This is a genomic window from Roseicella sp. DB1501, assembly GCF_013112485.1.
GTDB lineage: Bacteria > Pseudomonadota > Alphaproteobacteria > Acetobacterales > Acetobacteraceae > Paracraurococcus.
Genome location: NZ_JABFHG010000001.1, coordinates 631,626 through 646,290 on the forward strand (window position 1 = coordinate 631,626; position 14,665 = coordinate 646,290).

11 protein-coding genes are annotated in these 14,665 nt (G+C 72.7%); 6 read left to right on the top strand and 5 right to left on the bottom strand.

The features are described from left to right. The first annotated feature begins 207 nt into the window (after positions 1–207). A complete protein-coding gene (locus HJG45_RS03040; protein ID WP_171610572.1) occupies positions 208–1,125 on the top strand; it encodes a LysR family transcriptional regulator in 918 nt (305 codons plus the stop codon). 54 nt (positions 1,126–1,179) lie between these two features. Here the strand turns inward: HJG45_RS03040 and HJG45_RS03045 are convergent, their stop codons facing one another. Next, positions 1,180–1,359: a hypothetical protein gene (locus tag HJG45_RS03045; RefSeq protein ID WP_171610573.1), complete on the bottom strand. Its 180-nt coding sequence runs from the start codon at positions 1,357–1,359 to the stop codon at positions 1,180–1,182. A 484-nt stretch (positions 1,360–1,843) separates the two neighbouring features. Here HJG45_RS03045 and HJG45_RS03050 point away from each other — a divergent pair, with 484 nt between their 5' ends. Next, positions 1,844–3,232, top strand: a complete 1,389-nt coding sequence (locus tag HJG45_RS03050) for a dihydroorotase family protein (RefSeq protein WP_171610574.1) — start codon at positions 1,844–1,846, stop codon at positions 3,230–3,232. Between the two features lie 3 nt (positions 3,233–3,235). Beyond that, complete coding sequence (locus HJG45_RS03055; protein ID WP_217362802.1) at positions 3,236–4,183, top strand: N-carbamoyl-D-amino-acid hydrolase; 948 nt, start codon at positions 3,236–3,238, stop codon at positions 4,181–4,183. A 90-nt stretch (positions 4,184–4,273) separates the two neighbouring features. On the opposite strand, the gene HJG45_RS03060 is transcribed toward HJG45_RS03055, so the two are convergent. Continuing rightward, positions 4,274–5,191: a manganese catalase family protein gene (locus tag HJG45_RS03060; protein ID WP_254452231.1), complete on the bottom strand. Its 918-nt coding sequence runs from the start codon at positions 5,189–5,191 to the stop codon at positions 4,274–4,276. Positions 5,192–5,412: 221 nt separating this feature from the next. After that, the gene (locus HJG45_RS03065) at positions 5,413–6,405 is read right to left on the bottom strand and encodes a tripartite tricarboxylate transporter substrate binding protein (protein WP_171610576.1); all 993 of its coding nucleotides are present in this window, start codon (positions 6,403–6,405) and stop codon (positions 5,413–5,415) included. A 419-nt stretch (positions 6,406–6,824) separates the two neighbouring features. Between HJG45_RS03065 and HJG45_RS03070 the strand changes: the two genes are divergently transcribed. The 3 genes from HJG45_RS03070 (at position 6,825) to HJG45_RS03080 (ending at position 10,949) form a co-directional block, all read left to right on the top strand. Continuing rightward, positions 6,825–9,500 (top strand): leucine-rich repeat domain-containing protein, encoded by a 2,676-nt coding sequence (locus tag HJG45_RS03070; protein ID WP_171610577.1) that lies wholly within the window; start codon positions 6,825–6,827, stop codon positions 9,498–9,500. A gap of 112 nt (positions 9,501–9,612) precedes the next feature. Further along, a complete protein-coding gene (locus HJG45_RS03075) occupies positions 9,613–10,566 on the top strand; it encodes an N-carbamoyl-D-amino-acid hydrolase (protein WP_171610578.1) in 954 nt (317 codons plus the stop codon). Between the two features lie 83 nt (positions 10,567–10,649). Then, positions 10,650–10,949, top strand: coding sequence for a hypothetical protein (locus HJG45_RS03080; protein WP_171610579.1), 300 nt, complete (start codon positions 10,650–10,652; stop codon positions 10,947–10,949). A gap of 3 nt (positions 10,950–10,952) precedes the next feature. On the opposite strand, the gene HJG45_RS03085 is transcribed toward HJG45_RS03080, so the two are convergent. Both HJG45_RS03085 and HJG45_RS03090 read right to left on the bottom strand, forming a co-directional pair. Continuing rightward, on the bottom strand, positions 10,953–13,805 hold the full coding sequence (locus HJG45_RS03085; RefSeq protein ID WP_171610580.1) for a PAS-domain containing protein: 2,853 nt from the start codon (positions 13,803–13,805) through the stop codon (positions 10,953–10,955). Between the two features lie 144 nt (positions 13,806–13,949). Continuing rightward, on the bottom strand, positions 13,950–14,615 hold the full coding sequence (locus tag HJG45_RS03090) for an aspartate/glutamate racemase family protein (protein WP_171610581.1): 666 nt from the start codon (positions 14,613–14,615) through the stop codon (positions 13,950–13,952). Positions 14,616–14,665 lie beyond the last annotated feature (50 nt).

Consider the following 14,665-nt stretch of genomic DNA (forward strand, 5'->3'; position numbering starts at 1 on the left):
GGCTTTGTCCCGCCGCGCGCGGACTTCGTCCATTCCGATTGACGCAGCGGATCGATAGGATTTCCGTATCGCGGGCGCGAGGCAAGATGCGGCCGCCGCGGCGCCAGCTGGCGCCGGTCGCCGATGCGGGCCGTGGCGGGCTCGCGCGCGGTGCGGGCGGACGGCGCCGCGGCCCGGCTGCCCGGGCCTGCCCGAACGAGGTGACGCATGGATTTCCGCATCCTCCGCCGCATGGCGCATTTCCTCGCCGTCGCGGAGGAGGGGCATTTCGGACGCGCCGCGGCGCGGCTCGGCCTGTCGCAGCCGCCGCTCTCGGCGCAGATCCAGGCGCTCGAGGCCGAGCTCGGCGTCCGCTTGCTCGAGCGGACGCGCAAGGGCGCGCGCCCGACGCGCGAGGGTGAGGCGCTGCTGCCGGGCATCCGCCGACTCGCCGAGGATGCCAAGCAGATCGAGGCGCTGGCGCGCGAGCTGCGCGCCGGGCGGCAGCTGCCGATGGCCCTCGCCTGCGTCACCTCCGCGCTCTTCGACTTCCTGCCGCCGCTGGTCCGCGCGCTCCGCGACGCGCAGCCGGATGCCGCCATGGCGGTGCAGGAGATGGACACCGCCGATGCGGTGGAGGCGCTGCGGCGCGGCGAAGTGGATTTCGCCCTGGCGCGCCTCGACCGCGACCGGTTGCCGCTGCGGGTCCTGCCGCTCGGCAAGGATGCGCTGGTGGCGGCGCTGCCCGAGGGGCATGCGCTGCTCGCCGGGGCCGGCCCCCTGCCCCTCGCCGCCCTGGCGCGGGAGCCGCTGATGCTGCTGCCGCGCAGCATCAGCCCGGCCTATTTCGACCGGCAGATCAGCGCCTGCCGCGCGGCGGGCTTCGAGCCGATGCCGGTGCGCGAGGTTTCCTCGGCCATGGCGCAGCTTGCCTTCGTCGCGGCCGGGCTCGGCGTCGCCCTGGTCAGCTCCGGCATGGCGGTGCTGCGGCCGCCAGGCGTCGCCTTCCGCGAGCTGGCGGGGCCGGTCGAATCGGTCGGCGTGGCGCTGGTCTGGAACAGTGAGCGCGAGACCGATGCCTCGCGGCTCGCGGTGCGGGTGGCGCGGCAGGTCTTCCCGCAGAGCGGCCAGCCGCCACCAGCATAGCGGCACCGCGGCAGCCGACGATCTTGCCGGCGCGTCGCAACGGGTCGCCGGCCTTCAAGCGCTGACCGAGGTCCCGCTCGCTGCGGCGCTGCGGCCGTTCTGCGCGGCACAGGCATCGAGCGCCCGCGTCATCGCCTGCATCAGGTCGCGCATCGGGTCGCTGCCCTGCTGGCCGGCGCCGTCATCGGGCGCCTCGGCATGGTGGTGGCGATGCGCCCGGCCGGCGCCCTGCAAACTGCCCCGGGGCCGGCATCAGGACCTGCGTCAGCGCGGCCGCAAGCTGCGGCAGCGTCGGGCCGCTGGCCGCGGCACTGGCGGAACCGCCGGACGTCGTCGTTCCCGTGTCGTCCGTTCTGCTCTGGGGGATGCCGTCAGCCCCGCTGTCGCTCGCCTGTCGCGGGGCCTGCACCCGCGCTCAGCCCTCTAGGAAGGATGGGGTCGACGAACCGATCCGCCTGATCGCCTGCCTCCGCCGGGCAGCGAACCCCTTGTCCGCTGGCCTTCGGGCAAGGAGCGATCATGATGTCAGTGTAATTTTTTCCCACGGAACGCGGCGCGCGCGGCATCCGCCCGCGCCGGGAAGAGCCAGCGCAGCCGGCAATCCCCGCCCGCCCGGCAGGCATTGCCGGGCGACGGCGGCAGTTTTCGCCTGCCCACCCCCCTCAAACTGCACGGGGAAGAGGGCTAGGGTCCGGCGAACCCGATGCCGGAGAGCGAGATGCCCCCAACCCCCTTCGACCGCGTGATCCTCGGCGATGTCGTGCTGCCCGACGCTGTGCTGAGCGATGGCTATGTGGCGGTGCGCGGCGAGGTGATCGCGGCGATCGGCCAGGGCACGCCGCCGCCCGCCGCCGCGGTCGAGGACCATGCCGGCCGGCTGCTGCTGCCCGGGCTGGTGGACGGCCACATGCATACCAGCAGCAGCACTGGCTGGCCGGGGATCGAGGGCGCCTCGATGTCGGCCGCGGCCGGCGGCGTCACCACCTGCGTCGACATGCCCTATGACGTGCCGCGGCCGGTGACGGATGCCGGCATCCTGCGGGAGAAGGTGGCGGTGGTCGAGGCGACCTCGCATGTCGACATGGCGCTCTACGGCACCATCACCAAGGCGGGCGGCGTCGAGGCCATCGCCGGCTTGGCCGAGGCCGGGATCTGCTCCTTCAAGCTCTCGACCTATGAATACGATGCGGTCCGCTTCCCGCGCATCGACCACCCGACCATGCTCGCCGCCTTCCGCGAGATTGCGAAGACCGGCCTCATGTGCGCCATCCACAATGAGGACCAGGAGCTGGTGCAGCGCCTGACCGCCGAGGCGAAGGCGGCCGGCCGCACCGACCCGATCATGCATGCCCGCACCCGGCCGCCGCTGGCCGAGAGCATGGCCGATCTCGAGATCTTCGAGATGGCGCTGGAGACGGGCTGCCACGTCCACATCGCCCATTCCTCCATCGCCCGCGGCTTCGAGCTGGCCGAGCTCTACCGCCGCAGCGGCGCCCGCACCTCGGGCGAGGCCTGCATCCAGTATCTGTGCATGACCGAGGAGGACCTGGTCCGGCTCCAGGGCTTCGGCAAGTGCAACCCGCCCTTCCGCAGCGCCGCCGAGGTGGAGCGGATGTGGGAGGCCTTCCGCGCCGGCCAGGTGGCCTATGTCTCGACCGACCACGCCCCCTGGCCCCGCGCGCGGAAGGTCTATGACGGCGACATCTTCGCCTCCGGCGCCGGGCTGACCGGGCTGCAGAGCTTCGCGCCGCTGATGTACACGCTGCTCGCCGAGCGCGGCCTGCCGGCGACGCTGATGGCCCGCTATTGCGCCGAGCGCCCGGCACGCTTCCATGGCCTCTACCCGAAGAAGGGCGCCATCCGCATCGGCTGCGACGCCGATCTCTGCGTGCTGGAGCGCGGTGACTTCGCCTTCGACGCCAGCGAGATCCGCGACCGCGAGGATGCCCGCTGGTCCCCCTATGACGGGCGGGCGATGCGGGCCCGCGTCGCCGCCACCTATCTGCGCGGCGCCTGCATCTGGGACGGCGGCACGGTGCTGGCCCGCCCCGGCAGCGGGCGCTTCGTGCCGCGCCAGCACCGCGACACCTACCTGGGGGAGGGCTGAGCCATGTCCCGCATCCTGCGTCTCGCCGGCGCCCAGATGGGCCCGAACCAGCGCGCCGACAGCCGCGCCGCCATCCTCGACCGCATGATCGCACTGCTCGAGGGCGCGGCGGCAGGGGGGGCGCAGCTCGTCGTCTTCCCCGAGCTCGCCTTCACCACCTTCTTCCCGCGCTGGCCGATGGAGCGGGACAGCCCGGAGCTGCTGGCCTGCTTCGAGACGGCGATGCCGAACCCGCAGGTGCAGCCGCTCTTCGACCGGGCGCGGAGGCTCGGGATCGGCTTCTATGTCGGCTATGCCGAGCTGACGCCGGAGGGGCAGCGCTTCAACAGCGCCGTGACCGTCGGGCCGGACGGGTCGATCCTCTTCAAGTACCGCAAGATCCACCTTCCCGGCTCCGACCGGGTGAAGCCCGGTCAGCGCTACCAGCAGCTCGAGAAGATGTATTTCGCGTATGGCGATACCGGCTTCCCGGCGGCGCGTGGCCCGGCCGCCTGGGGCGCGCCGGTGATGGGCATGCTGATCTGCAACGACCGCCGCTGGCCGGAAGGCTGGCGGGTGCTCGGCCTGCAAGGGGTGGAGCTGGTGCTGATCGGCTACAACTCCGCCGCCTACGACCCGAACGGTGGCGAGGGCGAGAGTGCCGAGCGGCGCACCTTCCACTCGACCCTCGCGGTGCAGGCCAATGCCTATATGAACGCGACCTGGGCGGTCTCGGTGGCGAAGGCGGGCAACGAGGACGGCGCCGGGCTCATCGGCGGCTCCTGCATCGTCGATCCGAACGGCATCGTGGTGGCACAGGCCAAGGGGCTCGGCGAGGAGCTGATCTTCGCCGAGGTGGATCTCGATGCCTGCCGGCAGGGGAAGGAGAAGATGTTCAACTTCGCCGCCCATCGCCGGCCGCAATGGTATGGCCCGATCACCGAGCGGACGGGGGCGGTGCCGCCAGTTTAACACCCCCACGATGCCGCTGCCCGGGATGCGTCACAGCCTGCCGCGGCGGGGCACCGGGCGGGGCCGGCGAGCTGCCGGCCCCGCTCCTCATCAGCGCGACATCTTGTAGAGCTTGGTGGCGACCTCGAACATCTCCTCGGGCGCGTAGTCCGGGGTGAAGGCCGAGGCAACGCCGGTGAGTTGGTGAATCTTGCCGCCCTCCGGCATGCCGTCCACCACCTGCAACTCGCCCGGCGGGTCGCCCGGCAGGGCCTGCTCGCCATTGCCCCAGAGGCCGGCGATCTCCTTGTAGTCGGCCGGGCTCCAGGTATAGAGCCGGCGGTGCGAGCCCTCCTGCAGGTACTTCTGGCATTCGGGGATGTTGCCGAGCGGGATGTTCGGCGTCGGCAGCACCTTGGTGATGTCGGCGCCGGTGATCTGCTTCAATGCCAGTGCATAGGCATGCGCATGCACCGAGCCGCGCACCAGCAGGTAGCCGCAGACCTCGCGCCCGGTCGGGTCCGACAGCGTCTCGTAGACCCGCAGCTTGTGCAGCCGGGCGCCGCATTCCAGGTGGAAATTGTGCAGCAGGTCGACCACGACATTGCCCGTCGTGGTCACCATGTCGGCATTCCAGGACATGCCGTTGCTGTTCACCGGCACTGAGCCCCCGGCATGGGAGGCGAAGCTGGCGAAGGAGCGGATGTCCTTCATCGCCTCAAAGGGCGCCTTGGAGATATCGGCGCCGCCCACCTCGTCCTGGGCGGAATCCGGACCGTTGGCGAGCATGGCGACGCCGTTGCTCACCAGCTCGACATGGCCGAGTTCCTCAGCGGTGATGCTGGCGACCAGGGAGTAGAAGGGGCGCAGCTTGTCCTTGCTGCGGAAATTGAAGCTCTGGAACATGTAGTTCCCGAGCGTCGACATCTCGCCGTACTTCCCGCCCAGCAATTCCTGCAAAGCCGCGGCGGCGTTCGGATCCTTCCGCTTCGGCGCGGGCAGCTCGGCCTGCAACTTATCGATGCGCATGAACATCCCGGACTCTCCCTGCTGCGGCCCGCAGAGCCGCGAGGCCGCAAAACGGCCCGCGGCAGCCAGGGTTCATGCGCGTTCCGCGACAGTATGGATTCGCCGGCGCCGCTCCGCCGGCAACCGGAAGCGGGAGCAGGAGCCGGAGCAGGAGCCGGAGCAGGAGCAACATGCGGGCCCGTCGCTGCCCGGTGCCCCTGCCGCCGCCCTGCGGGCCTGCCTTACTCCACTCGGATATTCGCCTTGCGGATCACCGGCTCCCAGCGCCGGCTGTCGGCCTCGATGACGGTGGCGAGCGCCCGGCCGTCGCCGAAGCTGCTCTCGATGCCGCGCGCCGCCAGCGCCGCCCGGCCCTCTGGCGTGTCGACCGCCTGGCGCGCGGCCGCCTCGAGCTTCTGCCGGATCGGCTCCGGCAAGCCGGCCGGCGCTAGCACCGCGCCCCAGTTATCCACCGCATAGCCCGGCAGCCCCGCCGCCGCGGCGACGGTCGGCACGCCCGGCATCAGCGGGCTGTCCTGCCCGGCGAGATTGCCGAGCGCCCGCAGCCGCCCGGCCTTGACCAGCTCGTCCACCGCCGAGAGCGGCGCCGAGACCAGCTCCACCTCGCCGCTGACGCAGGCCGTCACCGCCGGGCCGGTGCCGCGGTAATGCACATGGGTCAGCTTGCCGCCCGACATCGCATCCATCAGCTCGGCGCTCACATGGGTGATGGTGCCGAGGCCGGGCGTGCCGTGGTTCAGCCGGCCCGGCTCGCGCCGGCTGATCTCGACGACCTCCCGCAGGTCCCGCGCCTGCAGCCTGGGGCCGCCGCAGATCAGGGTCGGGGCGAGCGCCACCTTCGCCACCGGCGCCAGGTCCCGCTTCAGGTCGAAGGGCAGCTGGGCATAGACGAATTGGTTGACGACGATGGTGTTGAAGACGGTGACCAGCGTGTAGCCATCGGGCGCGGCCTTCGCCACCGCCTCGGTGCCGATGTTGCCGCCGGCGCCGGAGCGGTTCTCCGGCACCACCGGCTGGCCCAGCGCCTCGCCCATGCGCTGCGCCAGCAGCCGGCCGAGGATGTCGCTGCCGCCGCCGGGCGGGAAGGGAATGACCATCCGCAGCGGGCGGTCGGGGAAGCCGCCCTGGGCGAGGGCGGGCGCGACGAGACCACCCGCGGCGACGGCGAGCAGGGTGCGGCGGGCGAGGCGGAGGCGCGGGGCGGAATGGGTCATGGCGCGCCTGTCATCGCGTAGGGGTGGCGGGGCAGCAAGGGGGCTGCCTCGCGGCTGCGGCATGCGGGGGGCGGGCCGGCAGGCGAGGCGATGCCGCTTTCGGACAAAATGCCCGGCGGGGGCGGTGCGGGTGGCAGGCGCGTCGGGAGTCGGTGGCGGCGGGGCGATGGCCAGCGCAGCCTTCGGACAAATGCCGGGGGCGGGGCCGCGATGCGGCGATCCAGGGCGGCTCCGAGGGCCGGCGGCGGGATGGATGGGGTGGCGGGTGAGGCAGGTGGCATCGGCGCGGGCCCCTGGTGCGGACCGCGCAGGATGCGCCGGATATCGCAACAGATCAAGAAGTTTTTCCTATGCCGCAACCCAGCTCCGGCAGTATGGACGCTGGGCTTGCGGCGCCGCCGAGCGCTAGGCTGCTGCCTATGAGCGACGGCGCTGGCGGCATCGCAGAGGCACGGCGGCGGATCGCCGAGGAGGCAGAGCGACGGACGGGGCGCCTCGATTTGCGGAATCTCGGGCTGCGGGACCTGCCGGAGGAGTTGTTCCGGCTGACCCATCTGCGGGCCCTGGATCTGGGGAGCGAGCCGCCCTGGGATCACGGCCATGCGCCAAACGCCGTGGATGCGCGGCGCGACAGGCTGCGGGCCCTGGCGGACCTGGAAGAAGTGGGGCTCGCGTGGAGCGATCTCGGCAGCCTCGACTTCGTCGCGGGCCTGGGGCGGTTGGCTTGGCTGAACGCCTCCGGCACCAAGGTCGCCGACCTGACCCCACTCGCCAGCCTCACGGCGCTCCAGAGCCTCGACTGCTCCCGTACCCAGGTCGCCGACCTGACCCTACTCGCCAGCCTCACGGCGCTCCAGAGCCTCGTCTGCTCCGACACCCAGGTCGTCGACCTGACCCCACTCGCTGGTCTCGCCTCGCTCCAGCGCCTCGACTGCTCCGACACCCAGGTTGCCGACCTGACCCCGATCGCCGGTCTCGCCGCGCTCCAAAGCCTCGGCTGCTCCGGCACCCAGGTCGCCGACCTGACCCCGATCGCCGGTCTCGCCGCGCTCCAAAGCCTCGGCTGCTCCGGCACCCAGGTCGCCGACCTGACCCCTCTCGCCCGCCTCGCTGCACTCCAAAGCCTCGGCTGCTCCCGCACCCAGGTCGCCGACCTGACCCCGATCGCCGGCCTCACGGCGCTCCAGCGCCTCGACTGCTACGACACCCCGGTTGCCAACCTGGCCCCGCTCTCCAGCCTCACCGCGCTCCAGAGCCTCGACTGCTCAGACACCCAGGTCGCCGACCTGACCCCGATCGCCGGCCTCGATGCGCTCCAGCACCTCGACTGCTCCAGCACCCAGGTCGCCGACCTGACCCCGATCGCCGGCCTCACGGCGCTCCGGAGCCTCGACTGCTCAGACACCCAGGTCGCCAACCTGACCCCGATCGCCGGCCTCACGGCGCTCCGGAGCCTCGACTGCTCAGACACCCAGGTCGCCAACCTGACCCCGATCGCCGGCCTGACAATGCTCTGGAGCCTCGACTGCTCCAGCACCCAGGTCGCCGACCTGACCCCGATCGCCGGCCTGACAATGCTCTGGAGCCTCGACTGCTTCCGCACCCAGGTCGCCAACCTGACCCCGATCGCCGGCCTCGATGCGCTCCAGCGCCTCGACTGCTCCAGCACCCAGGTCGCCGACCTGACCCCGATCGCCGGCCTCACGGCGCTCCGGAGCCTCGACTGCTCCAGCACCCAGGTGACCGACTTGGCGCCGGTCCTGTCGGTAAGCCGATTGATCCAGCTCGAATGCCGGAGTCTCGGCCTTCGCAAGGTGCCTGAGCAGATCGACAGACTGGAACGGCTCTACCGGCTCGATCTGCGAAACAACGCTCTCACCTCCCTGCCAAGGTCACTGGGCCGCCTGACCGCGCTCGGCAACAATCCCGGCGATCCGAATTACGGCGGCGGCCTGCATCTTCAGGACAACCCGTTGGAGCCGCCGCTGCCGCAGCTCATCGCGCCCGGCGAGCCGGAGGCGACGCGGAACGTGCTCGCCTGGCTGCGGGGGGAGCTGGAGCCCGCGGCGCCGGACGCCATCGCCGATCCCCTGGCCATGCTGCCGGCCCTGCCGCAACAGGGCGCCGGCGGCCAGGTCGTTCTCGATGCGGCCGGCGCCATCGCCTTCGCCCCGCCCGGCGATCTCGACGCGGAGGGCAACAACCTCCGCCGCCTGCGCAGCCTGCATCCCGAGCTGTGCGACCTCGCCCGCACCCTGAGGGCGGCGCTCGACCGGGACAATCGGCCGCACGATTTCCTGCTCGGGCGCGTGGGCCCCTATCTGCACCTGCTCGACCGGCCCTTGGCCGAGGTGGATTTCGACCGGCTGTTCAATGCCGGCGTCCGCTTGGAGAATGCCATCCGTGCCACCGGCCGGCAGATCGCGGCCGGGGAGTTGCCGCCGCTGGGCCTGGAGGCGGATGAGGCCGCGGAATCGCTCCTCAGCCTGCATGCGCTGTTCATCCTGGCGACGCGCACCGGGCAAGAGGCGCTGGAGGAAGCGCCGCGCTACACGCTGACGCAGACGGAGCTGGCGGAACTCCGCGCCGCCATCGGCGCCTTCGTCGCGGCGACGCAGGGGGAGCCGACCCTCGTGAAGCCGGAAGTCGCCGCGGCGCTGCGCGAGAACGCGCCTGAGATCGGCGCCGGCGCGCATCCCGAGCGGAGCACGCTGGTCGGCGCCGGCATGGCGCGCAATGTCACCATCGTCTCCGTCGCCGCCGGCCTCGCCTTCGCCGCCACCGCCGTGCCCCTGGCCGCGCTGGGCCCCGCCGGCGGCTTGGCCGGCAGCCCCGCGACGCTGGTGGCGATCGAGGCGCTGAAGAAATCGAAGCCCTTCGCCGCGGTGATCGACGCGCTGCGCGGCTACCTGGACCGCGCGGCAGAGACACCGAGCCGGGATGCGCTCGCCGCGCTCGGCCGGCACCGGGAATTCGCGCTGCGCCTCGAACCTGTCCTCCGCCGGCTGGCCGCGTTCGGCGGCCAGTTCGGCTTCCTCGACCGCGCCCTCGACCGCCTGCGCGAACCCCTGCCGCCCCCATCTCCGCGAGACTGACGGGTTCCAAGCGCCTTTCGGCCCCGGGCAGGTGGGGTTCGGCGAGGGCCGCGCCCTCCCGAAGCGGGCGCCCCAGGCTAAGCTCCTGCCCTCATTGCCCGGAGCCCGCCGCATGACCCGCCGCCTCACCCTCGCCGCCGCCCAGCTCGGCCCCATCCAGAAGGCCGAGGGCCGGGAGGTCGCGGTCGGCCGCATGGTGCGGCTGATGGAGACGGCGCATCGCCGTGGCGCCGAGGTGGTGGTCTTCCCCGAGCTGGCCCTGACCACCTTCTTCCCCCGCTGGTACGAGGAGGAGCTGGCGGCGGCGGACCACTGGTACGAAGCCGCCCTCCCCTCGCCGGCCACCGCGCCGCTCTTCGCGGCGGCGCGGCGCTACGGCATCGGCTTCCATCTCGGCTATGCCGAGAAGACGCCGGATGGAAGGCGCTTCAACACCGCCGCCTACGTCCATCCGAGCGGCGAGGTCGTGCTGAAATACCGCAAGGTGCACCTGCCCGGGCACCAGGAGTTCGACCCGCAGCGCCGGGTGCAGCATCTCGAGAAGCGCTATTTCGCGGTGGGCGATCTCGGCTTCCCGGTGGTCCGCGCCCCGGTCGGCGGCACCGAGGCCAATATCGGCATGCTGATCTGCAACGACCGCCGCTGGCCGGAGGCCTGGCGGGTGCTCGGGCTGCAGCAGGTCGAGCTGGTCATGCTGGGCTACAACACGCCGAGCCTGAACATGGAGAACAGGGGCTTCGAGGCGCACCACCTGCGCGTCTTCCACAGCCATCTTTCGGTCCAGGCGGGGTGTTACCAGAATGCCTGCTTCGCCGCCGCCGTCGCCAAGGCGGGGACCGAGGACGGGCACGAACTCTTCAGCCATTCCATCATCGTCAACCCGCAGGGCGAGATCATGGCCCAGGCGACGAGCTGGGCGGACGAGCTGATCCTCGCCGATTGCGACCTCGGCATGTGCGAGCTTGGCCGCCGCACCATCTTCGACTTCGCCCGCCACCGCCGGCCCGAGGCCTATGGGCGCATCACCGGCCAGGCCGGCAGCACCGCGCCGCCGCGCCAGGGCTGAAGCGGCGCCGCGCAACCCGGACCGGGTCCCGCGCGCTGCGCTTGGCGACGGCGCCGCTGGTGGCGCCCCGGGATGCACCGATCATGCGCCGCCGCCTGTTGCTGACCTGCCTTCCCGCCACGCTCCTCGGCGCGGCCGCGGGCGCCGAGACGCCGGCCGAGCGGGCCTCGCGCCAGCTACAGCAAGGCGTGCAGCGCGACCGCATCGTGGAGAGCGGCGGTCCCGAGGGACCGCGGCCGATCCAGCCGAACGCCGCCGCCACGGCGCTGGAGGCGGATCGCCGCTCGATCCAACCCGATGTCGGCCGGCCGGAGGAGAGCGGCGCGCCGATCAATGGCGGCGAGCAGGCGGCCACCGGCGGCGGTCGCAACCCGCAGCGCTGACCGTCAGACCACCGCGCGCGTCTCCAGCACGGCGGCGATCGCCGCGCGCAGCCCGTCCGGGCCGATCGGCTTGCGGACGAAGCGGTCCATGCCGGCCTCGAGGCATTCCGCCTCCGCCTCGGGCGAGGCATGCGACGTCAGGCCGATCACCGGGACGCGGCCGGCCGGCCCCGGCAGGGCGCGGATCGCCCGCGTCGCTTGCACCCCGTCCATCACCGGCATCAGCACGTCCATGATCACCAGGTCGTAGGGCCTCGCCTGCAGCGCCGTCAGGGCCTCCTGGCCGTTCTGGACGATGTCCACGGCATGGCCGAGCCGGGCGACGGTGTGGTTGATGAGCAGGCGATTGGCCAACACGTCCTCGGCGACCAGGATCCGCAGCGGCCGGTGCCAGGGCCCGGCCGAGGGCGCGGGGAGAGGATCGGCCCGTCGCAGCAGCACCTCGCAGCGGAAGACGCTGCCCGCCCCGGGCGCGCTCTCGAGGCGGATGCTGCCGCCCATGCGTTCGAGCAGCAGGCGGCAGATGGCGAGGCCGAGGCCGAGGCCGCCGAAGCGCCGCGCGACGCCGCCCTCGCCCTGGGCGAAGAGGTTGAACAGCCGCTCCTGCGCCTCCGGCAGGATGCCGATGCCGGTATCGGCGACGGTGAGGCCGAGCCGCACCGATTCGCCCCCGGCCGAGAGCACGGAGAGCACCACGCGGATGCCGCCCCGCTCGGTGAACTTCACCGCATTGCTGAGCAGCTTCAGCAGCACCTGGCGCAGCCGCGCGGCATCGCCGATGACGCGCGCGGGCACCGCCTCGGCCACCTCGAAGGACAGGGAGAGCCCCTTCGCCTCGGCCTGTGGCCGGAGCATCTCGACCACCCCGCCGAGGCTCTCGCGCGGCTCGAAGCTCTCGGCCAGCAGCGGCATCTCGCCGCGTTCGAGCCGGGTGACGTCGAGGATGTCGTCGACCAGCGCGAGCAGATGGTTGCCCGCCTCGTGGATCAGCCGCAGGTACTGCGCCTGGGCCTCCGGGGGGTGCTGGTCGAGCAGCAGGCTGGAGAGGCCGATCACCGCGTTCAGCGGCGTGCGCAGCTCATGGCTCACCATGGCAAGGAATTCGGTGCGCGCCCGGGCATTGGCCTCGGCGGCCAGCCGCGCGGTCTCCTGCGCCGCGGCGGCGGCGCGGCGCTCGCTGACATCGGTATAGGTGCGCACCGCCCGGCCATCGGCGAGTACGGTGGTGCGCACCTCGATCACCCGGCCGTTGCGCAGCTGCCGCTCGTAGGTCGGGATCACCGGCGGCCGCTCGGCCAGCACCATGCGGGTGCCGCCGCCGATATCGGGCGCATCGGCCAGGTCGCCGCGCTCGACCTGCACCCGGTAGATCTCCCGCACATCGGTTCCCGGCCGGCCGAGCGCCTCCGGCAGGTCCAGCATCTCGCGCGCCCGCCGGGTCATCACCACGATCCGGTTCTCGGCATCGACCATCAGGACGCCGTGCGGGACGTTCTCGATGGCCGCGGCGAGCGCCGCCTCCGCCGTCACGGCGCGGTCGCGCGCCTCCGCCAGGATCCTGGCGGCCTGCCGCGGCGCGGTCAGGTCGGTATAGGTGCGGACATGGCTGCCATCCGGCAGGTGCTCGGTCCGGATCTCGAGGACCGTGCCGTTTGGGCGCACCCGTTCGTAGATGTCGGGCGGGGCGCCCGGCGCCGAGGCGATGCTGCGGATATGCGGATCCGGCACCTGCTCCCGGCCGAACTCGCCCGATGCCACCTGCCAGTCGATGATGTCGCGCAGCGGCCGGCCCGGCACGGCGAGCTCCGGCGGCAGGCCGAGCAGCTCGATCGCGCGGGCATTCGCCAGGGCGACGCGCCCGAGGAGATCGACCATCAGGATGCCCTGGCTGATATGGCCGACCGCCGCCTCGAGCACGGCCTGCGTCCGGCCCGCGGCGCGGCGCCGCTGCGCGAGCAGGACCGAGACCATCACGATCAGGAAGGAGAGGAGCAGCCCGAGCAGCAGCAGCCGGTTGCGGTCGCTCCGCACCGGCGCCAGCACCTCCGAGGCCGGCAGCCCGACCATCGCCACCAGGTCCTGGCCGGCGACCCGGCGCAGCGTGACGAAGCGCTCCACCCCGTCCACTGCCATTGTCAGGCGGCGCGAGACCTGCATCTCGCCGGGCGGGACCTGCGTCTCCGCATCGCGCGGGATGCTGCGACCGGTCATGCCCGATTCCGGCGCCCAGGCGCGGACGATCCCATCCGCCCCGATCAGGGCGACGACGCCGCCGATGTCGAGCTCGCGGTAGAGGCGGAGGAAGCTGGCGGCATCGACGCCGAAGAGCACGACGCCGGCCACCGCGCCGTCGCGGTGCAGGGGCCGGGAGAAGGCGAGCACCCGCCGCCGCGACAGCCGGCCGATGAAGGGCGCGCTGATGAACAGGCGATCCTCGTCCGGATGATCCAGATGGAAGCGGAAGGCGGGAAGGTCGGAGCGGTCGATGTCGTCGAGAGGCGTCCCCGGCAGCCCGACCCGCATGCGTCCGTCGGGCCCGATCACCATCCCGGTCGGGATGTCGCCCGTGGCGCCGAGGCCGCTCCAGGCGCCGAAGCCGAACCCCTCCGGGTCGCGGGCATGGAGCGCCTGCGCGGCGCGCAGCCGGGCATCGATGGCCTCGATTCGACCGGCGACCTGCGCCTCGACGGTGCGCACCATGTTGGCGGTGTCGCGGAAGGCGGCGGCGATCGCCATCCGCTCGTCGCCGTGGATGGTCAGGATGATCGCCCCCCAGAGCAGGGCGAGCAGGGCCGCGGCCGCCAGCCCCACATCCAGGCAGCGCCAGGCACGCGCGGACGGATGCGCTGCCGTCATCCGGATCGGCGCCGCGCGCCGGGATGCGGCCGAGCCTGCCTCTCCGGCATCGCTGCTGCGATCGGGACCATCGCCATCAGGGAAGCCCGCCCACCGCCGGATTGCAACCATCGGCTGCAAGCTCGCCGCGGCGGCCGGGATGGCTCATGCGGCGGGCACCTCCCGCTCGCCGAGCGCGGCGAGCAGCGCCATGGCGCCGGCCGCGCGGCAGGGCTCGATGACCGGCCGGCCGGCCGCCTCGGCGGCCAGCGCGGCATGCCCGGCGAGACCGGTGCAACCGAGGATGATCGTCTCCGCCCCGGCCTCGGCCAGCCGGCGCGCCGCCGCCGCGATGCGCGCGCGCGGCGCCTCCGGCTCGGTCAGCACCGCCATCGGCAGGTCGAGCGGCACCCAGCCGGCGAGCCGCGCCTCCAGCCCCATGGCCTGCAAGGCCCGGCGCTGCCGCGCCTCGCTCGCCGCGACGAAGCCGAGGATGCCGAAGCGCTCGGCGCGGCTGACCGCGGCCGCGACCGCGCAGCGGAACATGCCGAGCACCGGGCGTGGCGTCGCCGCCCGCACCGCCTCCAGCCCCGGATCGGAGACGCAGGCGATCACATAGGCCGCCGCCGGCTGGCGCTCGACCATCCGGCAGAGCGGCAGGGCGACGGCGTGCCAGTCCTCCCAGCTGGCGATGGCGGGCGGCCCGGCCGGCAGCTCCGCGACCTCGAGCCGCAGCCCCGCCGGCATCGGCAGGGAGGCCATCGCCGCGGCGATGCCCTTGGTGCAGGAGCGGGTGGTGTTGGGGTTGATGACGAGGATGCGCTCGGACATGCCGCGAGCCTCGCCCCCATTGCGGCGGCGAGGCAAGCCCGGTCCCTGGT

Coding starts and splice junctions, on each gene's coding strand:
- HJG45_RS03040 (WP_171610572.1), top strand. CDS start 208: ATGGATTTCCGCATCCTCCGCCGCATGGCGCATTTCCTCGCCGTCGCG.
- HJG45_RS03050 (WP_171610574.1), top strand. CDS start 1,844: ATGCCCCCAACCCCCTTCGACCGCGTGATCCTCGGCGATGTCGTGCTG.
- HJG45_RS03055 (WP_217362802.1), top strand. CDS start 3,236: ATGTCCCGCATCCTGCGTCTCGCCGGCGCCCAGATGGGCCCGAACCAG.
- HJG45_RS03060 (WP_254452231.1), bottom strand. CDS start 5,191: ATGCGCATCGATAAGTTGCAGGCCGAGCTGCCCGCGCCGAAGCGGAAG.
- HJG45_RS03065 (WP_171610576.1), bottom strand. CDS start 6,405: ATGACCCATTCCGCCCCGCGCCTCCGCCTCGCCCGCCGCACCCTGCTC.
- HJG45_RS03070 (WP_171610577.1), top strand. CDS start 6,825: ATGAGCGACGGCGCTGGCGGCATCGCAGAGGCACGGCGGCGGATCGCC.
- HJG45_RS03075 (WP_171610578.1), top strand. CDS start 9,613: ATGACCCGCCGCCTCACCCTCGCCGCCGCCCAGCTCGGCCCCATCCAG.
- HJG45_RS03080 (WP_171610579.1), top strand. CDS start 10,650: ATGCGCCGCCGCCTGTTGCTGACCTGCCTTCCCGCCACGCTCCTCGGC.
- HJG45_RS03085 (WP_171610580.1), bottom strand. CDS start 13,805: ATGACGGCAGCGCATCCGTCCGCGCGTGCCTGGCGCTGCCTGGATGTG.
- HJG45_RS03090 (WP_171610581.1), bottom strand. CDS start 14,615: ATGTCCGAGCGCATCCTCGTCATCAACCCCAACACCACCCGCTCCTGC.